Below are 24,745 nucleotides of genomic sequence, written 5' to 3'. Positions count from 1 at the left end.
ATCGGATGCGGCTTTTTGAATCAATTTCATAATACCTTTAGCTGCTTCAATCAAGGGTATATATAGTCTTTATAAATTACTCTGCCCCGGCATCTGTCATCTTCTGGTTGGATTCCTCCGCGTATTCTCTAAAGATCGTATTAAAGTCTCCCTCGAGCACCACTCTAGGAGCTGCCTTGGCATAAGGTGTATTAATCGTACGATCATGATCCGATTTATAAGGAATTTCAGCGAATTCATTGAAGAACGCCGCGCCGTAGTTCTTGCCTTGGTATACGCTGTCCGCTCCATACTGCTCAATAATGCTGTCATTTTTCAGAACCGGCATAATTCCGTTTCTGGAGAGCTTCGTCTGTACTTCTTCCGAGACGAGATATTTAATGACTTCCATTGCCGCATCTTTATTCTCCGTCATCTTCGTTAAGCTGAAGTAGGTAGGGTAGGCCTGTGTACCGATTCCAGGTGCATCCGCAAAGGTCGGCATCGCGACCATATCCCAGTTCATTTTCGAGAACTCGTCAGGAAATACCGATGTGATGGAAGACAGCCAGCCGAACATGGCAAGCTCCTGGGCTTCAAGGAATTCCTTACGATAAGGCAGCTTGTTCTCATGGGCCTGCATATATTCGCGATAGCCGGATACATCTGCTGGTTTGACAAATACGGTCTCATAGAAGTTTTTCCAGCGCTCATCCTGATCCAGTGTAGACTTTTTCGTTTCCGGGTCGACATAAGGGATGGATAGATGATTCATCAGCAGAAGATGAGTCTCTGAGGAAGACAAGCCGACATAGGACTTATCTCCTTCAGTACGTGTCAGCTTCTTGGACAGCTCAGCGGCTTCATCCCATGTCATACCGTCCACCGGATAATCGACGCCAAATTTATCGAACAAGTCCTTGTTATAGTACAGCACCATCGTGTTGTTAAAGACGGGTACGCCCCATATTTGATCTCCGGAGATCTGCTTGATGGCATCCACAATAGTCGGTTCAAATTGGGTCATATCGATCTCATGCTGTTCAATCAGCTCCGTCATATCGTACTGCAGATCGAAGTCCGTTAGATATGTCGAGAATCCGCCGATGGATTCCCAGTAAATATCGATGCGCTGTCCTGCTGTGATCAATTCCTTCAGACCGACCTCATTGGTCTTCGGAATGTATTCAATTGTATAATTCGGAAACTTCTCCTTCAGCAGATCTCCAAAGCGCTCGTTCCAGCTCTCTACAGAGTCTCCGCTGTTGGAATACACATACAATGTATCTTTTCCATCCTTGTTGTTCACGACTGGCGTTGCCGCCGTTCCGCCAGGCTCTTCCCCTCCACCAGTATTGCCTGCATTTCCGGTACCGCCCGAGCTGCAAGCACTAAGTACCCATACCAAGCTTAAGCATAACGTCAACATCACGGAGTAAAATTTGCGACTGTTCATAATGATCCCCCTTCAAATGTTAGAATCAAGAGAAACATAAATCTTACTGCTGTAACAGCTGCACTTCGGAAAACAGAGAAGTATTATAATTCTCTACCGGATTATTCTCATCTCCCGCGTCAACGGCCATACCAATATAAAAGGTATCCAGCCCTGCCATCGTGACAGACGACACTTCCGTCCAGGCTACACCGTCAGCGGAGTGATAGCCGGTGATGGTATTCCCTTCCTTAACCAGCTTAAACCAGTAAGGGGTGCTCAGCGATGGAATCGGTGGTGTCTGTACCATCTGTCCCCCTTCGTCTTGTCTGCTGTAGAACACGGAGCAGTACTGGTCGCCTCTAACCGAAAATCCGATCATCGCTTCTTTGGCTGCCGGACTTAGGCTGCTGCGGATCATCAGCCCTGAACGATTATGAGGAGCCGTCTCGGACAACTGATCCAGTCTTGCAATGAACTCTGCATCGCCTTCGAGCTGCTGATATACGTATTGAAAGGACTGATCTTCATTCGTCTTCCCGCTGTTACCGGCGAAGAGCGGATCAATATTCCCTCCTCCTTTCACTGTAAATACACCATTTCTCAAATCAGCATGACCTGCTATGCCCGGCTCACCGATATCGGCAGAGCTCCAAGCCCCAAGCTCACCGTTAGCATTAATATGGACGACGACTGCAGCAGAGTCCGTCTTTGTACCGCTGTTATCTACTGCTCGAGCTGTAATATAGTAGCTGCCTTCCGGCAGGTCATCCCATTTCCATTGATAAGGGGCGGATGTATCTTCTCCAAGCTTAACACCGCTTGCATAAAACTCGACTTTGGCGATACTTCCATCTGGATCAGATGCCTCGGCGTTAATCATGATCTTCCCTGGCTGGCCCTTCAAGGCATTCATATCCGGTGAAACGATCTCAACCTCCGGATTGTTGGAACCGCTTCCAACAATCCTGTTCAAATAGCTCTCCAGATTGGTATATCCATCATCATTGATGTCGCCATTCCGGTCCGCAGCATCATTCGGATTGAGGCCTTGCTCAAGCTCCCACGTATCCGGCATTCCGTCCAGATCTGTATCATCAGGTGCCGCCTCGCTTGCAAGCTCAGTCCATCCACCCACTTCCTCAGGGTGGTTAATGTGTCTTCCCGTCCGGTTACGTACATCGTTCACAAGTCTGGCATCGATGGAATCCCGTTTCGGTAGAATGGCCCCTGCCTGATTCAGCACCAGCTCATAAGCCTCTGCTGCAGATTGCAGCGTAACCGGTGTGACTTGAAGAGGCTCATATACCAGCTCCTTGCCCGTATCCGGACTCACGGCAAGCCAGTTGTCTTGGGTCGCTGACGGATCTCCGTCAACGACATTACCGGATACATGGAGCTTGCCATTTGCCCCAGTCTGGCTGAGGATGATGCTTCGTTTGTCCAGCAACGTATCCGGACCATACTTGTAGTAGTTGTTCACCATGTTAATATCTGCTTGATCTCCGCCATAACCGCTCAGATAATTCCAGTTGTACACGATGTTGTTGCTGAAATCGAAATTTTGATTGTCATCCAGCGTTCCTTTTACTCTTGGGTTACGGCTTGAGTTATGAAGCAGAATGTTATGATGATAGCTTGCATTGCCCGCTCCCCACAGACCGCCGAAGCCATGTCTTCCCTTCGAATGACTGGACATATGAAGCGCTTCGCCGATAATGGACCACTGCACGGTGGTGTTCTGGTTCTCGTAAGGAGACAGCACTTCGTCAACTCCCCATGTGACAGAGCAGTGATCAATCATGATATTGCTGTATCTTCTGGCTGACATGCCATCGCCGGTCGATTCGGTGTGATCCCCCATTCTAAATCGCATATAACGGATGATCACATGATCTGCCTCGATATAAGTTGAGTGATTGTTGACACTGATGCCGTCACCAGGTGCGGTCTGCCCTGCCAACGTGATGTTGTCACCTCGGATACGCAGCGGAGAATCCAGTGTAATATTGCCAGACACTTTGAATACAACCGTCCGGTTTCCCTGGCTAACTGCTTCTCTTAACGAGCCGGGACCACTGTCATCCAGGTTCGTCACATACACGACATCGCCGCCGCGTCCTCCGGTAGTGTACATCCCTCCTCCTTCAGCTCCAGGAAAAGCCGGGAGAGCCTCGCTGTCTGCCGCTGCTTGAACCGCTGAAGGAGGTTCATACTGTGCGTATGCTTGATAGGGGACTGCGATAACTGCCAGCATCGCAGTCAGCAAGGTCATTGAAACTTGGCGTTTCCATAGACTAATCATTCATTAGCCCTCCTCATTTGCAATATACAGCACTTGGCCTGGCTCCATCTGAATGTCGTAAGTATGAGAGTAGATCGTTGAGGCATGAACATCGACGTCTGCTCCGGTTAGTCGATAGTTAGCTGCAATGTCTGGAAGAACAATCGTAATATCGGTGGCCCGCTCCGCCTTAAGCTCTGCTGCAAAGCTCTTTGTCCTTCGGTTCCACGTCATCGAAATGCTTCCGGTGCAGAATCGAAATCCTTGAACACGGCCAGCCTCCAGTCGATCGGGAAGTGCCGGCAGCAGCTTCACCATCCGTGGGGATACATACAGCAGCATCTCTTGAATAGCATTCGTGATCCCGAGACTCGCATCGAGCTGAACCGGCGCCTGGGCTTTATTCATACTGACTCCCATATCTCTCCAGTCATTATGAACCGTAAATAAGTTCGTAAGCAGACAGGAGCGGGTCAAGATATCCAGTGAATTAATCGCCTTCTCTCCCTCTCCCAGCCTTGCATAGATTGCCGACATATGTGCCAGCGACCAGCCGGTCTGTGCTCCAAGAACACGCCTATGAACGGCCTGCTCCAATCCTTGAAACAGTTCCGGACTTTCCTCACGCGTAAATTCCTGACCCGGAAATACAGGATAGATGTGGGACAGATGCCGGTGATTGTATCTGTCATGAAATTCGGGATGAATCCATTCCTTCAGGGCTCCATCTTCGTTCAGCTTATAGGAAGGAAGCCGCTTCAGAAGGTACTCCCAGCGAACAATATCCTCCTCACTGCGTCCCGTTCTTCGGCTGCCTTCGATAAGATTCGTGAACAGCTCTTTAATGATAGCAATGTCCATGGTAGCATCGATTGCCGTCGGCATCGGATGATCCATTGACTCTCCCGCATCAGGCATGTAATTGCCCGGCGTATTCTCGGGTGAGACCGAAGGATAAATATGAAGCAGCCCATCCTCTCCTTCCGTCAGAAAGTCCTCATAGAATAAGGCAGCCTCCGCCATGAAGGGCAAAGCCTCGTCTCTCAGGAACTGCTCATCTCCTGTGTACAGGTAATATTCATAATAATGCCTCGCCAGCCAGCCGGCAGCGCCGGTCCAATTCAAGATCACCGGAACGATCTGGGTCGGACTTCCGATACCCGGCGTCGTTCCAGCTGGAATGAAAATGCCTCTGGCACCGTATAGCTTACGGGCATTCTCCTTAAAGATCCCGAGCAGGGAATCATAATGACGAAACAACGGTTTCATCAGCGAGGATAGATTACCAACAGGCGCATGCCAATTCATCATCTGCACATTCTCATTGGCCATGTAATGACACCACATCAGTCTGTAATCTCCGCCCCATAATCCATATAAAGGCATCGGCATGCCATTCTCCTCGGTAGAGGAAATGTAGAGATATCTCCCGTACGCCCACAATTTCTCAAGCAGAGATACAGAAGCTTTGCCGTCATATGCGGTAAGAAGCAATTCTTCCGTAGATCTGTTGTCGCTGCTCTCAGGCTCTTCAAAGCTGCTCAGCTCAAGGGAGGCAGAAGAAAACAGGGCATTATGAAGCAATACATGCGCTTCAAGCAGTTCTGTATAGGAGGACCTCACTTCTGCCAATTCTTTTTTCAGACGGGGCCACGCCTTGCTCCTTGCTTCCTCTGTAAATACCTTAACGAGAATAACGACCTCATGCGCATTTGTAACCCGCAGCCGTCCATCCTCTTGCCTCACCTGTCCGCCGCTGTCTGTCTTTACCCTCAGAACTGCACCGTAATCTGTTCCATTCTCATGCCTCGCGGCAAAAGACAGAAACTCCCCCTGAGCTGTCAAATCTATCGTCTCTCTCAAAGCTTGCAGCTGCTCGGCTCTAGAAGGATTATCACTCGGATGGATATCAAGCGTAAGGGAAGCATCTACACTGGAAACACTAGATTTGAGCCTGTATACGATCATGTGATCCGCACGCGACACGAACAAGCTCCTATCATATGCCACCTCCCCATCCAGCCAGGATACGGCCACTTCTCCCGTCTCCATATTCAAGCTGCGCCGGTAATGCCGAAACGCCTCCTGACCTGTCATGGAGAGTCTTAAATCCGCTAGCGGCAGAGGAGCAGACAGGGTACTGTTATACCCTTTTTCCTTGAGCGCGCGGGTAAGAACCCAGCTGGCCTCCTGGAACCGTCCCTCATTCATCAGTCTTCGAGTATCCTTAAGCGTATGACTGACGTCGGGAAGAAGGCCGATCTGTCCGCCGTGCCATAGACCGAGGTGGTTGATCAGGATCGTTTCATCCTGCACACCTCCATACACGGATGCCCCAATGACCCCGTTTCCGGAAGGCAGGGCTTCCCTCCATTTGCTCTTCCACCACGAAGAAGGATATCTCGTGACCAGCATGCTTTTACTGCTTCTATTACCGTCCTTCATCTCTGCAGTCATCACGTACAAGGTCTCCTTCCTAAGGTAGTTTGCATTTAAGAATGCGTTTACATTTTATGGTTCGTACGACGCGTATGTCGCAATACACCCATCAGTTGATTGATATTACAATTCGTTCTTAATCTTATTTCAGTTTTACCATGGCTCACGGTACCGTTCTAACCTTTTCTTGCCTGAAGTTTCATCACCTTGATCTTTTTTGCTCTTATTTTATGGATTTATTTCTATCCATCTCGAACAAGGAGCGCTATACTATAACCATCTTCAAAATGCTTACACCTGGAGGTGAGGTACGTGAAGGATTTCGCTATTTATCCGGCCAAGCGCAAAGGAAGCTATACGATGCCGAAATATCATTATCATGACTATTATGAGGTGTATTATCTTCTCTCAGGGCACCGCTACTATTACATTGAGAACAAACGTTATTCGATTGATAAGGGAAGTCTTCTATTTATAGGTAAAAATGAAATTCATAAAACCGTTGATTCTGATCATCAGACCCCGGATCATGAACGACTGGTGCTCTATTTCAGCAGCCGGTTCTTGCGCCGTTTCTCTAATGATCAGCTAGAAATTCTGCTGTCCCCTTTCGACCGGGATAATCGCAAGGTCCAATTCAGTATCAGGGACCAGAGCTATATAGAGCGGCTGATGTTTCAAATGCACCATGAATTTAATCAGCAGGACTCCTTCGGTCGAGAGCTCTATTTGGAATCTCTGCTCGTTCAGTTCCTGCTCTTCTCCACTCGTAAAACACAAACAGACCAGCCCGCTGTTCCGGAGGATTCCATGAACGCAAGGATGGCCGAAATTATCGCTTATTGCAACAAGCATTTTCGTGAGGAGCTGGGACTTGAAGAGCTCGCAGGACAATTTCATATCAGCACGTTTTACTTGAGCCGGCTGTTTAAGCGAACGACAGGATTTACATTCAAGGAATACATCAATACACTCCGCATTCGTGAAGCCGAGAAGCTGCTGCGCGAATCCAATCACAAGATTATTTATATCTCCGAGCAGGTTGGCTTCGCGAGTGTATCGCACTTCAATCGTAAATTCAAACAAGTCACTCGAATGGCACCCAAGGAATTCAAGAAATTATTTGATGGCGATCGGCCGTTTCGTGAGTTCTAGAGGTTCAGCCTGCTCTCCACTCATCCCGATATTCACTTGGTGTCATCCCTTCATATTTCTTGAAGATACGATTAAAGTAGCTGTGTTTATAGCCGACACCCTCAGCAATCTCATGAATCTTCAAATTTGTCGTCCGCAGCAGCTCCTTAGCCCGAACAACGCGATAATCGGTTAAATAATCGACAAAATTGACGCCGGTGACCTGCTTGAACAGACGGCTTAAGGTGTAGGGTGTGGTTCCCACTTTATGGGCACAGCTGTCCAGTGATATATCGTGCATATAATGCAGATGAACATATCGGATCGTCTCTTCAACCATTCGTTTCATTTGTATATTCGTCCGTTTCTTGAGGTGCTCCATATACGGATGAATGACGCACGCCTTCAACCACTGCGAGAGCATGCGGGGCTCCCGAATTATGGACAGCTGCTCATACATGTTCTTTCCTTTGAACAATTGGTGAGGCTGGATTCCTGTCTGCAGGATGACATACTGCATGCTGCCATACAGCTGAAGAACACATTGTTGAACCCAGTATTCCTTCTCATGTCCTGCCGATACTTCTCCCAAAAACTCATCAACCAAGAGCTCCATCTTCTCTTGTTCACCCATACGCATCGCCTCCGTCATTTCACGGTCCAGTGCAAATGGATAATTGGTGTTCTTCCCTGATTCGGCATGTTCATCCCACTGAACATACTCCTGGTTCATATCAATAATCTGATTCTCATCTCTGAACAACCGTAAAGAAGCGGCCTGATTCACCTCAATGAATAGATTCGGAAGTGATCGCACAAGCGTTGTCGGTTGACTGATTGTCACTGTAACCGCAAGTCTAAGTGTTCCACTAACAGCAGCTGTCAGCGCTTCGGCAAAGCTCTGCAGTCCATTCTGTTGGACCTCCTCTAGAGGTTGAATTACAAGCACACCGATCATCAGATTATGGAAACTTAGAACACTATACTGAAGTAAGTGATCTCTAGCTGTATCTTCAATAATGTTTGCTGCAGCAAAGGCAGCCAGCCCTTCTTCGCCGATATCAAATCGAGAAGGGGTGCCTGACTGACCGGTCAGCTGCACGATAATGAATGTGAATTTGCGGTCAGACACATTCCATCCATAATGCTTCATCCGCTCCCGAATATCCTTCTCAGAATAGGCTTGCAGATGCCCTTGTACGAGCTGAAGTAAGAAGCTCTCCTTGATTCGGGGCAGCTCCTCCTCAAGTCGAAGCTGAAGCGCTTTGCTCTCTAGCGAAATTTCCTGCCATTCCTGCTCGAACAGCTTGAATTCATCAATAGCATAACCAGGGCTCTCCAGCTGCCTGTTACCTCTAAGCAGCGTGACAAATTGCTCGACAGGAGAGTATATATGGCGTGAAGCAATCCAGGAAAGAAACAGAGCTGCAAGCAGCATCAGCAGACTGATCGTAAAAATAATGGTGGAAATGAGCTCTACCGAAGATGTAATGACTGACATTGGTGCTGCGGCAACATATGTCCACTGCTCACCGAGACGATCAAACGTATTATAGGACACCGAATAGGTGACACCTCTCCATTCCTTTATACTGCTCCCACTTGGCTGTCCCGTCTTTAAAATATCCTCCCGCAGACTGCGCTCGAATACCTCTGCCTCAACTCCATCATTGCTGGACACCATCGGCTTCATATTTTCATCCAGCAGAAACACGCTGCCCTCATTATAAGGAGTCAGTGCCATCAGCTGATCGAGCAGCTTCTCCGGTACAAGTGTCACCATGAGCACGCCAAATGAACCTCCGTCTGCTCCAATTATTTTGTGGGACAGCATAATGACCGGCTCCTTCTTGGCAGGCCCCTCCTGAGATGCCCCCCGAAGTACGGTAGGCTGTGTGCTCCACATAAATCGCTCAGGTCGGGTTAATAAGTTCTCATATTCATGCTGCAGTTTAGGCTCATGCAGGTATGTAAGCTGAGGATTAAACAAATAGGGCTCATTCTCATGCTGGATATATAATTGAACTTGCGAAATTAAAGGATGTGATCCATGGATGATATGAAGCACCTGACTAATATTCCGCATCTCATTGCTGTTTGCGGGAAGAGAAAAATCCATGTTCTTCAAATCTTCACCGAAGCTTGATTCCAAAGACCAGCTAGCTATGCTCTGCTCCAAATATCCCAGCAGATCATCCATGCCGGCAGCCCGCTCCTCCATTTGCTTACGGTGCAGCTCTGTCATATCGTCCTTGATGGCCCCTGCCGCAAACCAGTAAATACCGAGACTCGCGAGAAGACCGGGAATACTTGCGGCAAACAGAATGACAAGCAGCGTTTTACGATAATACTTTCCTTTGGAGCTCGGATATTTTCTCATTCCCCTCCCCCTTAATATGGAAATTAAAGCGAATACATTATTAATTTACATAGATATGCAGTAAAAGGCAACCTATTTCATATGCCCAATGAAGCCCTGCCTGGAAGCATACTTTTCAGCACAAGAAGATAAAAAAACCTTAACCCATAAGGTCAAGGCCGATATGTAACTCCTCATTTTCCAGCAAGGATATTTTCGGTAGTAAAGCTAAACTTCAATATAGGTAGTCAACGTTATTGGACCGAGCATTCCAGAAGGTAATGATACCTGATCATAACGATTTGCCAGTGTATTTGTTACCTCGACCTGCAGCACATTTTTGCCTGTCAATAAATAATCGGATAATGAACAGCGGTACGGAGACCACAGCTTCGTGTCTATAAGCTGCCCGTTCAGGAACACCTTTGCCATTTCGTGGACTTCCCCTAGATCCAGAATGACATCTGTATAGGAAGCTGATGGCTTCCATTCAAGCTCTCTAGTATACGTCACCGTACCTGAGAAATGCTCTCTTTCTTCCCATTCGGTCCATGAGGTCAGCGAGATTGCTCCTTCTGCTCCATCGACTTGCCAGCCCTCACTCAAGTCCTGAGCAACAGTCTCTTGCTTGGTGCTAACAGGGTCTATAATTGATGAGGCAGCATCTGGGTCCAGCGCAAGTACCAGGCATTGTCTGCGATCTATGGTTAGCGTGATATCCATTCCGCCATCTCTTGCTTCAGCCTGCACAGGAGTGATGATACCGCTCCAGGCATCCCACAACTCAGGTTTACCTTCACCGTTAATGAATACAGAACCTTGGATTGCTGTTTCGCCTTCGTTCACAAGCACATACAGATGAATATGGTCCTTTATGACATGACTGATTCTTAGGCCGGGGCTTACGGGTTTGAATTCAGCTCGGTGGGAGAGCAATTGCTCCACTCGTTCTGCAACGGAATCAAGGGTGTGAAGAACCTCCCAGCCCGGTTCGGCATAGCTGACAGGCGCTGCAGCTCCTCGATTGTGCTCCACAACGATTCCTCCATGCCGGACAAATTCCTTAAGCTTCTCCCTTGTGTTCGGTTCAAATTGCTCTACATCCTCCAGCAGAACAATACAGTAGCGCTGATTTGCTATGCTCATCATTCCGTCCTTAAGAACAGCTTCTTCTTGAAGCAGCTCCTCCTCCAAATAATTGAACTCCATTTGACCTTCATACAGCGGTCTAGCCAGTTCCCAGGACAAGTGATCCGCACGGCACAGAATACACACTTCCGGCTGATTGATGCTCTCTGTCATCATCCAGCTCATGCGTTTGATATACTGCGAGAAGCGGCTATACTCCGGCCACCAGATGTTGTTCGGCCCTACATCGGGAGCCCGTTCATGAAGCCGCTCTCCATCGATCGAGTAATAGAAAGCATGTGGACATATCAGATTCACGCCCCGGACGAAGAGCCAGTCCAAATACCATTTCATATCATCTGCTGTTAGAGCCCAGCTGTTACCCTTGCCGCATACACCAAAGCACTCGTTCAAATTCCTCGATTTGTTCCGGTGCCGCGCCGAATCGGCCGAGCATTTGCCCATCGTGCTGTGCTTGCCAGTAATACCAAGATCACCTTCTGGAGCAAGCCAGCGCCAAACAATATCTTGACCGGGAATGTGAAAATAGCGTAGCAGCCCCATGTCATCACTCGCCGCAGGGTGTCCTGTCAGCGCAATGCCATGTGCCTCACACCAATCATGAAGCGGCTTATAGAAGCTCTGCTCCATTCTGTGTCTTACCGCCTTGCGGTAGCGTCTCCGAACGTCAGCTGTATGGTCACCGCTCTCAAGCCATAGGAGAGCAAGCTCTTCCTCACGATTCCCACTGCGGATGAACTCCTCCAGGAATCCCGCCGTCCAAGGCAGCATACCCTTACGGTGTTTTCTTCCGAGCAAATCCGGCTCATCTGTGAACATGGCGATGATGCTGTTGCCGAAGTGGCGGCCGATCCGCTCATAATACCGCTCATGCGTAAGCTCAATGAATAGCTGTATGGCTGCCGGATTCAGCAGATCGGCTGCACGGGGTGCCCCCGGCTCTCCATCGTCCTGTCCGTAATGAATGCCGCGAATCGTCCCTAAGCTTAACCGGTCGATAAAAGCGGCATATGACCATTCCCCTTCATCCGGCGGAGCGAAGCTCACGGTGCCGCCAAACTCCTCTGCCATTTCAATGATCTGTGTCTTACTGGCTTCAATCCCTTCCAGATCAGTCCCCGTCCGGCGAATCGCCTGCACCGATACAATACGGTCTCCTTCCTCCAGCGGAATGCTCCATTCGGGTGTATTCTTCATTGGCTGTTCTATCATAACAAGCCCGCGGCTTGCGAATTCCGGATTACGACGTACAATCTCACCATTGGCACTGCCTGATGGATACATTCCTTCATCATACAGGATGACACGCATATTCATGCTCGCTGCTTCATCTACCACAGCTTCGACGAGCGTCATGAATTCATCGGATAAATAACCAATCGTATCTGGTATACCCATACGCGGGTGAAGAACAAAGCCTTCGACTCCTTTATCACGAAAATCACGGAGCTGCCGGAGCAGCTCCTCCCGCTCCAGCCTTCCATTCCAGAACCAGAAAGGCATGGCGGTAAATACTCCATCAGGTTGCAGAAATTGCGATCTTAAACCTTGGATCGTTTGCAGTCCCTTTTGACTGTCCAGATTCGTAACCATGGTAATATCGTATCTCCTTCCCCATTTGAAATTGTGAGCATCATCCTTCTTACTCTACGAGACCTGTGCGGTCAACTCCCTCTACAAACCATCTTTGCGCAAAGATATACAGAATGAGCGGAGGCATAATCATCAGGAACGAAGCGGCCATCTTCATCGGCTCATCATAGATGGACGGCCCGATCTCCTCGGCTCGCATGTTAATCTCATTCGTTATGCTCGCTACACCGACAGATAGAGGCTGATCCTCCATACCGTGCAGGAAAATGCTCGGTGTGTAAAAATCATTCCAGTTCCAAACAAAGGAGAACAGAAAAACGACGACAATGGCAGGCCTTGCCAGCGGCAGCATCACTCGGAAGAACACTTTCAAAGGATTGGCTCCATCCATCATCGCTGCCTCTTCCAGCTCCTTCGGCTGTTTGGCGAAGAACTGCCTATAAATAATGACGAACAGCGCCCCCTTGACTCCTTGCCCAAATAAAGCCGGCAGCACGAGCGGAACATAAGACTCAAGCAGCCCCAGCTGTGAAGCTGCAATCAGCTTCGGCAGTACAGTCAGCTGCGGCGGTACAATGAAGGTGAGCAGCAAACAGAAGAACCAAAAGTTCTTCAATGGGATATCTAGCCTGGCAAACGCATAACCTGCAATTGCGCAGGAGATGGTCTGGAATACGGCAATGCCCGTGGAGAGCGATAAACTGATGGTGAGTGCTTTGGGATACTGCAGCATCTCCCATGCATCCTGAAGCATCCCGAAATAAAGCACCCGAGGCACCCAGGTCACGGCTGGATCCATCAAATCCACAGCATCCTTAATCATGCTCGTGATCATATAGATAATCGGATTCAAATAAATATAAGCCGTATCAATGAGGATGACATACAGGAAGCACTTGAAAATAAGTCCTTTGTCTGCCTCAAGCCCGATAAGCTTGGTCTTCACGAAGCGGCGGGCGGTCAGCGGCAGGCTCTTCGTTCGGTTCTTGGCAAAGACCGGTTTGGCCATGGTAAACCTCCTTTAGCGGTAAGCATGGGTCCTGCGTGAAATTCTCGAGAACAGGAAGAAAATAATACCCAAAAAAACGAGAATGATGCTGAAATAGATCCAAGCTAGAGCACTCGATAGACCATAATCTGCTGTATTGACCATGTCGATCACAGGATTCGTCGGAAAAGTAAACAAATCGACCACCGTGTAAATGGTATTTAACAGGATGAAGGGGACCATCTCTGGCAGCGTTATTTTCCAGAACGTCTCCCAAGGAGTTGCTCCATCCATCCGGGCTGCCTCGTAGATCGAGTGCGAGATCGTTTGTCTACCCGCAAGAAAGATCAAGATTTGAACTCCGGAATACCACAGCACGAGTACAAAAGATCCCAGCACCGAAATGATCGGTGCAGCCCAGCTGCCCGGAAGCAGCTCCGTCACGAAGGAAGAAATATTGTATCTGGATAAGAATTCGATATCTCCCTCGCCCTGCGCCATGAATTCTTCAATCACCTGCCCGGTCGTAAAGATGACAGGAAGAAAGAAGATTACGCGAAATGCGGTGCGCCCCGCAAATTTCTGATTAAGCATAATCGCGATCAGCAGGGCAAAGATGACAATAACCGGAATCATGAGCAGTGCTTCCCGCAGAAATGGAATCAGCCCTTCGTACAAATATCTGCCGTTCTCGAACAATATCGTCTTGTAATGTGCTAGTCCCCTGTACTCCACCTTGAGTCCGCTTGCTAGAATCTCCAAATGATGAAAACTCATGTACAGAGAATACACAAGCGGAAAAGCCATAAAGATCAAGAAACCGATGACCCAGTTGGATATGAAGATGGAGCCCCACAGCTTTCGATGAGCTCTTGCACTAAGACGCCGTTTCTTGCGTTTCATCTACACTCCATCCCCCTTCAACACCTTGAAATCCAGCCCGGCAACCTCCTCACCGTTATATACAAATGCCGATTCCGTGTAATTGACGATAATCATCGTTCCGTCTTCATAAGTGGTTGCCTTTACACCTTCAGCCAGCTCGCGGTGGTCAACAATAAACTGATGCTGAACACCTGAGAGCGCGTCATTATACCTCCTGTACTCCGAAGCGGCGGAATCCGCCCAGCTTGCATAATGGGAGCTCTTGAGCTGGAGACCGTGAGCTTCACTTAATCTTTCGGCCGGCACTGCTGTGAATAAAAATGAAGGAAGCGCACCGTATTCCATATCCCGCAAAAAATCGTGCTTATATTGCTGCCTGTCATTCTCATATCCTGACGTATAGGTAATCAGTCCATGCAGCGCGATTTGTGCAAAAGGAACGGCCTCCTGGGAGAACAGATCATAGGAATAATCGTCTGGAAGCGCATTGACGTGATCGGCACCGCTCAACATATAGAAATTCGGACTTTCAATCCATACATTCCCCAGTGTGTCCTTCACTTGCTGAAGGAGCTGCTGCTGTATAGAAATGGCTTCCGTACGGGTGGCTCCCACCCTCGTGTTGTAGTCACTGTCTAGTCGACTGCCTGTGACGAGAAGAGACAGCCCATCTGCTCCAAGCTCAGCATAAGAGCCCAGCTCCTTATGAAGAACCTTTTGAATAAAACGGCTGCTGGCCAAATAGACCTCATCACCGCGGATTCGGGCTTCCTGCATTGTCCCTGCCATGTTTCTTACCGCATGATACTGTTCGCGAAATCCGCCGTTGCCGGTATTATTGAACTCATAATTGACTCCCAGCATGACCGGGATACCCAGCGAGTGGGCGTGCTGGATAAAATCCTTCATCCCCTGCTCTCCGCCCAGTGCCTGTTCGACGCCCAAATATCCGCCATACTGTGCATAACCGCCTTTCTGCCAGCCCAAGTAAGTGACGGACATCGGACCCATTCCCCGGTTCCGGAGATCGGACAAAATATGTGCGGCCTGTTCCGTTGTCGTCGCCTCAATATAACGGCTGCCGAGCATCCCATCTTCCGAATCGCCGCCAAGAATTGTAAGATGAAGCGGGATATCACCGGATGAGGATTCACTCTGTTTCTGAAGCCCTTTCTCTTCCATCAAGTACTTGCGGTATCGCTCCGCCATACCTACATAATCGGACTTGCCATTGTCCAGGAAATAATATCGCACAGTCCGATCCGCACCGAAACGCTTATCCTTGTTGTACGTCGTAAAGCTCGTTCCTTTACTCCGGTTCGTAATCTGCTCAAACGTGGCTCGATAGGTCTGCTGCGCCGTAATCCAGTTATAGCTGCTCAGCATGCCGGAAGGGGCGGCGAAAATATCGCTGTACTCGGCTCCACCTTCGATGACAGCAAGCAGTCCCTTCCCGCCCGAATGAATCCCGAATACAGGCATCTGGGCTGGATATCGGGAACTGAAGCCAAGCTTGCTCATAAATGAAGGATCTTTGCCGTATACACTTTCCTGATAGCCAAGGTTCGTATTCAGTCTGTGATCATCATAAGCGATCAGGGTGCCCGATCCATCCGGAACGAACAGATAACCTTCCCGATCTGTGGAGTGCTCAGCAGCCATGAATGGGAACAGCCTCAGCCAGATCAAGCTGTACTTGCCTTCCTTCAAGCCTTGATCTACAATCTTGGTCTCCACGTAATCATCCTGTATCCGAATTTGCACAGGCACGCTCAATTCCAGCGCGGGCATATCATAAGTCCACTGAATGCCACCGTCGATCTCCTTGATGTCTTCGATCGTGCCGCCTAAGGTCCTGAAATTACTCTCGCGAGGCTGCGTGTTATACACGGTAAAATCGGTGTACTGGAACATAAGAGGCGAGACCAGATGTGTCTTCCAGATCCCGCCGATCGTCTCATGCTCGAAGTCTTGCGGATCCGGATAAGATCTCCAAATGCTGCCGCTGCGTTTATCCAGAACGATGAAGTGTCCTGTCGACTCATCCAGCTTCAGAATCATTGACTCGGTTTCGGCTGCTGCTCTAAAGTCAGCCTCTACCGGGAGTGAAGCGTCTTGCTGCTCCGCTCCACCAGATGTCCCTTGCTGAGCTGCCGGGACCATGTGATCTCCTCTGAATTTCACTTCGAGCCTGCTGGCTCCAAAGATGATAACGAAGGCGAGAAGAATGAAGAACACGGCTTTTCTGTATTTGGCTAGCCTCATCTTAACAGCACCTCCTGATAGACCTCGTGGATAAATATGAGCAGCTCGTTCGTAAGACCAATGACAAGAAAGATCAAGACTGCGAGTACGATGAGCGCAAATAGGCTCATTATTATATTCAGTAAGGTTTCCCCTACGGTGTAATTGTGTAAGGACTGTACCATCCAAATGAACAGAAATACGAGCCAGATGTACATTCCGAGCTGAAGATAATCGTAGATTGCACCTTCTGCGTGTGTCATGACATTGGATAAGGCAGCCAGCGGTACACCAATGAGAATAAATGGAGTTAGTGCATAGGCACTGCCGACAAATACATCCTTGAAGCGCCCTTCTCCCCTGTAAATGGAGCTGATCAGATAATTACTTACTACCCAGCCGCACCACAGCCCCAGGAACGGGAGCAGTACCGAGGTTACTGTAATCGAAGACGGCGGAACCGGATTAAACGCAAAGCTCGTCATCTGTTCAGACAATAGGAGCGCACCGCCCGTCAGTACCAGCAGAATACACGCACTTACATACCCGCCTTTATTCTCAAACCTCAAAGCCGTAAACCCGTCGATGGGATGTCTTAGAATGACAAAAGCCTGTTTTATTTGTGAGAACAACACATACCTGTTATCCATTCGGTCTGAGAAGCCTTCGATCATCCGTGGTGTTCTTCCTCTAGCCAGTCGATTGACAAGGAATATGAGAACCGCTGCAACGACGAGCAGGGTAGCAAAGAAGGAGAATCGGGCCTGGAACCACTGCAGCCGGATCTGCCAGAAAGACTCTGAATACCCTGTATCGTTCCCCGCAGCTTTGAACAGCCTCGCGGCCTCCTCGTAGTCCCCCTTCTTGTATGCGACCTGAGCCAGACCTAGTATGGCCGGCAAATATTGTTCATTCAAACGCAGGACTTCCTTCCAGGGCTCTTCACTATCGAGATATCTGCCCTCCTGGGTTAAGCGGTTTGCTTCATGCACCATTGCCCCGAACTCCGACAGACGATAGGCTTGCAGCATGCTTTCCTGACTGTCGAGCACATATATTTCACCTTTGGAATTCATATCAATCGCCACAGGTGTCTTAATTAAACCAAGCTGAGATGAAGCAGCGGATGAAGGTCCGCCGAAGTAAAAGAGCAGATTCCCGTTCGCATCATACTGGCTCAAATAGGTGTAATAGGAATCAACGACTGTAAAATTCCCCTCCGGATCGACTGCCACATCGACAAGCTGGGGAGGGGTTGTAATACCGCCAACATAACGTATGTCATACCAGTTATACTCCCCGAAGCTCTGCTTCGCTGTCCCGAATTTATTGTACTGGGCAAGAATATTCTCTCCCTGAAAGTTCAGCTTCTTAATCTGCTCGGCTTCAACCGCAGCACCGTTCGTTACGGTATAGATGAACCCTCCCTCATCGATCGCAAGATTGTTTACAGCTGGAGGAATTTTGCTTGTTTCATTTTCATACATTTCCCGTGTGTAAAGAGCTCTTTTTAAGGAATCTATGAAGGAAAAAGGAGCTGAATTGGCTCCATAAAATCTTTGAAATTCCCCATCCGGGTGAAGCTGCACCAGCCCGTAATAGCCGCCCATCGTGACAATATAGATGTATCCTCGCTTGTCTGCTGCCACCTTGATAGGATCAAATTTCAGCTCCTCCGGTACATTGCCGGATTCAGGACGCTTATATTCCTTCAGCAGCTCGCCTGAAGATGACAATCGAACAACGCGTTTATTGCCCGTATCCGCGATGAGAAGATCCCCCTTGTCATCTACAAATACACCTTGAGGCGCATTCAGCGGATTCTCTGCCAGCTCATAATACCTTTGAAAATTTCCGTCTTTATCAAATTTCACGATCCGATTGTTACCCGTATCTGCCACATAAATTTCATCAGACGCACTGATATAGACATCCGAAGGCTTCTGCATCGGTGAAGCCACGTATTGTCCCGGATGGTCTGGATCGGGTGCCGCGAGATCCTTGCCTATCATTTTGAAAGGGGTGTATGCCGGCTGGGTATCCATCTGATGTCCATAGCTGTCTTTTGTAAAAGTTCCATAGGTTACGTCGGCCCATGCTGTATGCGGAAGCTGCATCGCAGCCATAATCAGTGCCACAGTAACGACAGACAGCCATACACGTAGTCCACAGTTAAACTTCATACCGATCCTCCTTTCCTTCGCTACTTGATGCCGGAGTGCGACATCGTGGCAATCACCTTGCGCTGGAAAAATAGAAACATAATCAGTGTAGGCAAGAACATGATGAGTGCAGCTGCTGCCGCTGCCGTCTGTCTGGCAACCGAGTTGGCAAGGTTCTGGGTAAGCGTCGACAGAAAGAACGGAAATGTCTTCATCGCATCGTCCTGCATGAACAGCGTTGATGTAGATACATCACTCCAGATGGACTGGAAGGAGAGGATGGCAACGGTGGCACAGGCTGGAAGTGTAATCGGAATAATGATCCTTGCGAAGATTGTGAACTCCCTTGCGCCGTCCATTTTACCTGCTTCAATCAGTTCATTCGGAACCTGATCCATAAACTGCTTCATCAGAAAAACACCTACGGTGCTCGCAATATGAGGCAGAATGTGTGCCCAATACGTGTTCATAATACCGAGATTTGCGACAACCACATATCTGGGAATATTAATGGCCTCCTGCACAAACATCAGGGACACAACGATAATGGAGAACAACAGCTTGTGGCCCGGAAATTTGTGCTTTGAGAGCGGATAAGCGCAGAGAGCGCTTACAATAACGACGCTGCCTGTTCCGATGACACCCACAACGATGCTGTTAAACAAATATCGTGAAGCAGGAATGACGGCATCCCGGGTCATCACGAACAGCTCGGTAAAGTTACTCAAGGTCGGCTGCCGGACAAAAATATTCGGAGGGAAAATAAACAGCTCCGAGTACGGCTTAAGCGCATGGTTTATGATGTAAATGATCGGTACCAGCATCAACACAGCGAATATACCGAGCAGAAGCGTCAAGATCAGCTGCGTCCTGTCCATACGCCGAAGCCAGGATTTGCGGTTCATGACAGGCCGTTTAGCTGAATTCTGAGATCCATCCTTTGCGGCATGGTCCATATTCATTCCCCCTTCGTACCAAACAATCTCCAGCTGAGCCTGTTGAATATATAGATTGTAATGAGCAGAACAACGGACAGGGCTGCTGCATAGCCCATCTCAAACCGGACCAGCCCATAATCATCAATGTGATTGACGAGGGTATGCCCTGCATATTCAGGCGTCGGCTTGGTCTGGGACAGCTGTTCACCAATAGCCCCTGCCTTGAACGCAGATACAATGGCCATGACGGAAGCAAACAGCATTTGCGGCCGCATGTAAGGAATCGTAATATACCAGATTTCCTGCAATCTGCTCTTGATTCCGTCAAGCCGCCCGGCCTCATAGAGCGTCTCATCAACGTTCAGAATACCGGCCAGCATCGCGAGGAAGCCTACGCCCATACTGGACCACAAGGTGACGATAATCATGGAATTCATCAGGTAGGCCGGATCAAGCACCCATAGCTGCGGTTCATCAATGATGCCAAGCTTAAGTAAGAAGCTGTTCAAGTAGCCGATGCGATCTCCAGACAGCAGCGGCTGCCATATGATCTGCATCACCACGCCTCCGGTTAACGAGGGAGCATAGATCGCCAGCACGAACCACAGCCGAATCTTGTCTGGAATCTGAGCGATCAGCCAGGCGAGAATAAAGGATAGAATCAAGCCGCCTGGTCCGACCAGCACCGCAAATTTGATCGTGTTCGGAAATGCGTGCTTCAGAAATAAGGTATCCTGTGAAAAAATATATTCGTAGTTATCCCAGCCGATAAACTTCGGGAATTGGATGGTGTTGAAATCTGTGAAGCTAAGCCCAAACGCAGCCAGCACAGGCAGCAGAATAAAGAGTATAAAGGCAATGACAAAGGGAGAAATGAATAGGTAAGAAAGCCGATATTTCCATATCTCTCTGAAAAGCCCTGCAATACGCTTGCGGCTGGTTTTTTGCTGTTTCGCTGGCGGTGTTACTGACTTAGAGAGCTCTGCCTCATGGGTTGACATACCTATCCACTCCCTTCCAAGGCTCTGTCACCTGCGGTGGATCGTAAGTATCGACAATGCTGCCTTGCTCATCGATATAATCAAATTCCCGTGCTTTACGCCAAATCTCACGATCCATGCCGAGAATGCCCTCTTCAAGCGCATCGCGGTAATTTTGTCCGCTCAGCACGGTTCGGTTCCAAGCATTCATGACTTCACGCGGGATAAAATAGGAGCCTGGTATGTTAGCCATATCCTTGTACCAGCGCCACTGCTCCAGCATGACCGCAAGCTCCTCCTCGTTCCAAGGCAGTCCTGTAAAGGCTTCAAGATTCGCTGTATTCCAGCGAAACGCTACTCCGTAGAATCCTTCCAGATCATTCCCGAATCGCTGCTGCGTCTCACTCGACAGCCACCACTGTAGAAACTGCCAGGCTTCCTCTTTAAGATGGCTGTTTGAGAAGATCGCTGCCGCGGTCTGATTACCACCTGTCCAGCGCTCTACTTCTCCATGCTCACTCTCTGTTCCCGGCAGCGGCGCCATTCCCCACCAGCCATCCAGCTCCGGTGCCGCTACACGCATCTGCAAATAAAAGTTGAAATCAGCGATCCCGATCGGCATATCTCCATCGCGGAAATGCTGGTAGAAGCTTGGGACTTGCTGCTCAATACCATAGACGGTAAACAGGTCGGTCATGAGCTTGAAGCCGGTAAACGCCTCCGGTGAATCAAGTGCTGTCTTCATTCCATCCGCCGTATAAAACTCAGCACCATACTGATATAGGAAGGTCATATAATCGTTATACGGAATGTGAAAGTTATATCCATTTTGCTGCAAGGTTGGCAGCATCTCGATCACTTCTTCCCATGTATCGGGCACGCCAAGCCCCAGCTTCTGTAGAATATCCTCGCGATAATAGAGCACCTGAAACCGCTGGGTTTCGGGGAGTGCATAATAGCCGTCAGCAAAATAGTAGGGCAGTGTAGAGCCCGGTGAGTACTGCTCGAATAAGTCATCAAACCCCGGATAATCCGACAAGTCCTCTACTGCCCCGCGAATGGCCAATTCGATCGGCCTTCCTTCCGTCATCCCCAGCGCAATATCCGGAGATTTACCGGCCGCATTCGCCATCACCAGTAGATTTTCATCTGGAAGAAGATCCACTTGAACTTCAATGCCGGTCTCCGGAGTAAAATATTGATCCGCCATCTCCTGTATCAGATTGACATAGTCACGACCATAGTTGACCCATATATTCAGCACCTCTTCCTCACTGGACGACAGCCTGTTGTCTGAACTAAAGGAATGAAAGAATGAAGAGACATTTCTTAACGTCTTCTCTCCCCAATTCGCTTCCATTCTCGGAAACGCTGTGCCTGCCGGCGCAATATATAACTTGTCGAGTGCCATGGGTGCAGCCGTAAGGCTCGATGTGATGGAGGCAACCCGGGAAGATATGAGGCTGAGATCCTCCAGCTTGTAAGGTAGGTCATTTGGATAACGAAGAATATCCTCTATATCGGTTATGGCTGTAGCCAAGGATTGTAAATTTGCATCGGCTTCGCCATTCACTTCAAGCAGCATGGTCTCCATACGTTCCAGGCGCTGTTTAATCTCCTCTGTCCTTGTAATGAGCTCCGGAAAATTCTCTTTGATCCTCCACGTTCGAGCTGTATCTTCTACTCCTCCGGTAATCGTGTTGATATTTTCCGATAAGTCCCTAATCCGTGCGAGTACTTGTTCCTGCTCATTAAGCACCGGGCTGTAAGGAGCATAGGTAGCAGCCAGAGTGAGGGTATGCTCCCCTTTTTCAAGGTATATTTCGTAAGGCTCTTCCACTGATTGACCAATCACGAGCCCCTGCCAGCTTGTAGAATAAGAGATCGGGTACGCCAGCAGTTCTTCGAAGGGCACCTTCCCGTCAATCATGATCTTGCGATACACCTTTTTGCTCGATTGGTAGCCTTGATAGGCTCTGATCCCGAGGTTATACCGTCCACTGTCCGGTACCGTGAAGCTCCAGGTTATTGCGCCGCCGCCATTCTGCCAGCGTGTTCCGCCAATCGCATTAAAAATCAGCTTATTGTCGGCATCCGGTGACATAAGCGGGTCCTGATCTGTCATCACTTGAATGGCTACATCATTTTTGGCCTGCATATGCTCGGCCTCGATGACGATGACCTCGCTTCCGCTCGCATTCCCGTTGTTCTCCGGCAGGGTCGTCTGGAACTCCTCATAAGAAGGTATGGTTGTCGGCGGGACAAGCTCAATCTGATCGATAACGATAGGCGCAAAGGATTGAAGACGCAGCGTGTGTTTGCCTTCGGTCAGCTTCCACTTCAGCGGCAGAGAACTGGTACCCTCCGCATCCTGAAATGACTGTCTCATCCACTGATTCTGTTCAATTGGTCTTGGTCTGATATGATTTCCCTTCTCATCCTTCTTGAAAGGGAGCTCATCCCTGAACATTCTTGCAAACTCAATCGCCCTTGCCTCATTGAACACATATTCACCGTCAAAGGATACAGCCATCGTTGTCGGCCGGTAGCTCTGATAAACAGCGTCCTCATCAATCAAGGCGTGATAAGACAGCACCATTTCATACATTCCTTCGGCAGGAACTTCAATCTCATACTCGATCCATTCTGTCCGGTTATTGTTCCAGATCAGCACCTCCTCCTTGCCAGCGTAAGAGCCTGTAGTTACACTAGCCCCTTCGGATTGGCCTGAGAGACGTGTGCCGGGTACAAGAATGGACTCACGAGCAGGCCGAGCTCCTTCTTCCTCCCATGTACGAGCAACGTCCACATAATAGGGTTCGAATGCGCTTTCAATTGTGGAATTGACAGGAGGATCTCCCTCTTCCTCCGAACCTTGCAAGGCATCCGCAGCAGAGGCAGGCCGAGTGACAGAAGAGCTTGCGTACGGAAAGGTGCCCGCAAACAGCATGACTCCAAGCAGAAGAATAAGGAAAATATAGCGGATATGCTTCATATTGCACCTCTCTTTTCCTGTATATCAGCTGAACCTTTCACCCGTCGTTTTATCGAAAAATAATGCCTTGTTCATATCCATCGCCAGCCGTATCTCTGTCAGCTCTTCCACATGCTCTCTCGGGTTCACCCTGGCAATCAGATCCTTGTCAGTTCCAATATCGACATATAAGTAGCGATCGGCACCCATGAGTTCACTGAACTGATGTGTACCTTGGAAAACAGCATTTGGAAAGGTCTCGAACATGATGGGTTCTATGCTTATATTCTCCGGCCTGATCCCGAGGATCACGTACTTATTGACCCGATTACGCTTCCTCAAGGGAACAGCAGCGCTCTCGGGAATCACGAGACGATGCCTTCGCGTCTGAAATTCGAGCTGATTGTCCGCTTCTACAATTTTTCCTTCTATAAAATTCATCTGTGGCGAACCGATAAATCCTGCAACGAACATATTCTGCGGATCATTGTATATCAGCTCCGGTGAATCCACCTGCTGGATAATGCCGTCCTTCAGTACAATAATTCGGCTGCCCATCGTCATCGCTTCTGTCTGATCATGGGTTACATATATAGTTGTCACTCCGAGCTGTTTATGAAGCTTGATAATTTCTGTCCGCATATGAACCCGGAGCTTGGCATCCAGATTGGACAACGGCTCATCCATGAGGAACACCTGCGGATTGCGCACGATCGACCGGCCAAGAGCTACGCGCTGACGCTGCCCGCCGGACAGCTCCTTCGGCTTGCGGTCAAGATACGATTCAATCTCGAGAATTCTCGCAGCTCGCTTCACCGCCAGATCAATATCATGCTTTGGCATTTTGCGAAGCCTCAGTCCAAACGCGATATTCTCATATACAGACATATTGGGATACAGTGCATAGTTCTGGAACACCATGGAGATGTCTCTGTCTTTTGGCGGCAGCTGATTCACCATTTCGTCATCGATCCAGATCTCGCCCTCCGAGATTTCCTCCAGCCCGGCAAGCATCCGAAGCGTCGTCGATTTGCCGCATCCCGATGGTCCAACAAACACGATGAATTCTCTGTCCGCTACTTCCAGATGAAAATCCTGTACGACGGGCTGCTGATCTTTGCCATATCTTTTGTACACATGGTTAAACAGGATTCGTGCCATCACCCTTCTCCTCTCGTTTCATCCTCCATTTTCACTATGGG

Annotated in this window: 14 protein-coding genes; 1 reads left to right on the top strand and 13 read right to left on the bottom strand. The window is 49.0% G+C overall.

Annotated features, from left to right (window positions below):
- Positions 1 to 76 precede the first annotated feature (76 nt).
- Genes BLW49_RS14115 through BLW49_RS14105 form a run of 3 tightly spaced genes read right to left on the bottom strand, consistent with a single transcriptional unit; the run spans position 77 to position 6,155 of the window.
- Positions 77 to 1,435 (bottom strand): ABC transporter substrate-binding protein, encoded by a 1,359-nt coding sequence (locus BLW49_RS14115; protein WP_090725230.1) that lies wholly within the window; start codon positions 1,433 to 1,435, stop codon positions 77 to 79.
- Positions 1,436 to 1,478: 43 nt separating this feature from the next.
- Complete coding sequence (locus BLW49_RS14110) at positions 1,479 to 3,719, bottom strand: Ig-like domain-containing protein (protein ID WP_090725228.1); 2,241 nt, start codon at positions 3,717 to 3,719, stop codon at positions 1,479 to 1,481.
- Between the two features lie 3 nt (positions 3,720 to 3,722).
- A complete protein-coding gene (locus tag BLW49_RS14105) occupies positions 3,723 to 6,155 on the bottom strand; it encodes a glycosyl hydrolase family 95 catalytic domain-containing protein (protein WP_256209776.1) in 2,433 nt (810 codons plus the stop codon).
- A gap of 294 nt (positions 6,156 to 6,449) precedes the next feature.
- Between BLW49_RS14105 and BLW49_RS14100 the strand changes: the two genes are divergently transcribed.
- A complete protein-coding gene (locus BLW49_RS14100; protein WP_083655896.1) occupies positions 6,450 to 7,292 on the top strand; it encodes an AraC family transcriptional regulator in 843 nt (280 codons plus the stop codon).
- Between the two features lie 4 nt (positions 7,293 to 7,296).
- On the opposite strand, the gene BLW49_RS14095 is transcribed toward BLW49_RS14100, so the two are convergent.
- The 10 genes from BLW49_RS14095 to BLW49_RS14050 all read right to left on the bottom strand — a co-directional run bounded on the left by BLW49_RS14095 (position 7,297) and on the right by BLW49_RS14050 (position 24,704).
- The gene (locus BLW49_RS14095; RefSeq protein ID WP_090725227.1) at positions 7,297 to 9,651 is read right to left on the bottom strand and encodes an AraC family transcriptional regulator; all 2,355 of its coding nucleotides are present in this window, start codon (positions 9,649 to 9,651) and stop codon (positions 7,297 to 7,299) included.
- A gap of 207 nt (positions 9,652 to 9,858) precedes the next feature.
- Complete coding sequence (locus BLW49_RS14090) at positions 9,859 to 12,372, bottom strand: glycosylhydrolase-like jelly roll fold domain-containing protein (RefSeq protein WP_090725225.1); 2,514 nt, start codon at positions 12,370 to 12,372, stop codon at positions 9,859 to 9,861.
- Between the two features lie 49 nt (positions 12,373 to 12,421).
- Positions 12,422 to 13,381, bottom strand: coding sequence for a carbohydrate ABC transporter permease (locus tag BLW49_RS14085; protein ID WP_090725223.1), 960 nt, complete (start codon positions 13,379 to 13,381; stop codon positions 12,422 to 12,424).
- A 12-nt stretch (positions 13,382 to 13,393) separates the two neighbouring features.
- Complete coding sequence (locus BLW49_RS14080) at positions 13,394 to 14,263, bottom strand: carbohydrate ABC transporter permease (protein WP_076313359.1); 870 nt, start codon at positions 14,261 to 14,263, stop codon at positions 13,394 to 13,396.
- Positions 14,264 to 16,510: a DUF5696 domain-containing protein gene (locus tag BLW49_RS14075; protein WP_090725222.1), complete on the bottom strand. Its 2,247-nt coding sequence runs from the start codon at positions 16,508 to 16,510 to the stop codon at positions 14,264 to 14,266.
- Positions 16,507 to 18,672 carry a YIP1 family protein gene (locus BLW49_RS14070; protein WP_256209756.1) on the bottom strand — a complete coding sequence of 722 codons (2,166 nt, stop codon included), beginning with the start codon at positions 18,670 to 18,672 and terminating at the stop codon, positions 16,507 to 16,509. Before BLW49_RS14070 ends, BLW49_RS14075 begins: the two co-directional genes overlap by 4 nt.
- 20 nt (positions 18,673 to 18,692) lie before the next feature.
- On the bottom strand, positions 18,693 to 19,607 hold the full coding sequence (locus BLW49_RS14065) for a carbohydrate ABC transporter permease (protein ID WP_076313362.1): 915 nt from the start codon (positions 19,605 to 19,607) through the stop codon (positions 18,693 to 18,695).
- A 2-nt stretch (positions 19,608 to 19,609) separates the two neighbouring features.
- Complete coding sequence (locus tag BLW49_RS14060; protein ID WP_090725220.1) at positions 19,610 to 20,590, bottom strand: carbohydrate ABC transporter permease; 981 nt, start codon at positions 20,588 to 20,590, stop codon at positions 19,610 to 19,612.
- Entirely contained in the window at positions 20,577 to 23,564 is a 2,988-nt protein-coding gene (locus BLW49_RS14055; RefSeq protein WP_090725219.1) for an extracellular solute-binding protein, read from the bottom strand. Before BLW49_RS14055 ends, BLW49_RS14060 begins: the two co-directional genes overlap by 14 nt.
- A gap of 24 nt (positions 23,565 to 23,588) precedes the next feature.
- Entirely contained in the window at positions 23,589 to 24,704 is a 1,116-nt protein-coding gene (locus BLW49_RS14050; protein ID WP_076313365.1) for an ABC transporter ATP-binding protein, read from the bottom strand.
- Positions 24,705 to 24,745: the final 41 nt, after the last annotated feature.

This window comes from Paenibacillus sp. PDC88, from assembly GCF_900106725.1.
Lineage (GTDB): Bacteria > Bacillota > Bacilli > Paenibacillales > Paenibacillaceae > Paenibacillus > Paenibacillus shunpengii.
Note: the sequence above shows the minus strand (reverse complement) of the source record. Positions and strands in the feature narration are given on the sequence as shown.

Excerpts from the sequence above, each read along its gene's own strand:
- BLW49_RS14115 (WP_090725230.1), bottom strand. The coding sequence starts at position 1,435 with ATGAACAGTCGCAAATTTTACTCCGTGATGTTGACGTTATGCTTAAGC.
- BLW49_RS14110 (WP_090725228.1), bottom strand. The coding sequence starts at position 3,719 with ATGATTAGTCTATGGAAACGCCAAGTTTCAATGACCTTGCTGACTGCG.
- BLW49_RS14105 (WP_256209776.1), bottom strand. The coding sequence starts at position 6,155 with ATGACTGCAGAGATGAAGGACGGTAATAGAAGCAGTAAAAGCATGCTG.
- BLW49_RS14095 (WP_090725227.1), bottom strand. The coding sequence starts at position 9,651 with ATGAGAAAATATCCGAGCTCCAAAGGAAAGTATTATCGTAAAACGCTG.
- BLW49_RS14090 (WP_090725225.1), bottom strand. The coding sequence starts at position 12,372 with ATGGTTACGAATCTGGACAGTCAAAAGGGACTGCAAACGATCCAAGGT.
- BLW49_RS14085 (WP_090725223.1), bottom strand. The coding sequence starts at position 13,381 with ATGGCCAAACCGGTCTTTGCCAAGAACCGAACGAAGAGCCTGCCGCTG.
- BLW49_RS14080 (WP_076313359.1), bottom strand. The coding sequence starts at position 14,263 with ATGAAACGCAAGAAACGGCGTCTTAGTGCAAGAGCTCATCGAAAGCTG.
- BLW49_RS14075 (WP_090725222.1), bottom strand. The coding sequence starts at position 16,510 with ATGAGGCTAGCCAAATACAGAAAAGCCGTGTTCTTCATTCTTCTCGCC.
- BLW49_RS14070 (WP_256209756.1), bottom strand. The coding sequence starts at position 18,672 with ATGAAGTTTAACTGTGGACTACGTGTATGGCTGTCTGTCGTTACTGTG.
- BLW49_RS14065 (WP_076313362.1), bottom strand. The coding sequence starts at position 19,607 with ATGGACCATGCCGCAAAGGATGGATCTCAGAATTCAGCTAAACGGCCT.
- BLW49_RS14060 (WP_090725220.1), bottom strand. The coding sequence starts at position 20,590 with ATGTCAACCCATGAGGCAGAGCTCTCTAAGTCAGTAACACCGCCAGCG.
- BLW49_RS14055 (WP_090725219.1), bottom strand. The coding sequence starts at position 23,564 with ATGAAGCATATCCGCTATATTTTCCTTATTCTTCTGCTTGGAGTCATG.
- BLW49_RS14050 (WP_076313365.1), bottom strand. The coding sequence starts at position 24,704 with ATGGCACGAATCCTGTTTAACCATGTGTACAAAAGATATGGCAAAGAT.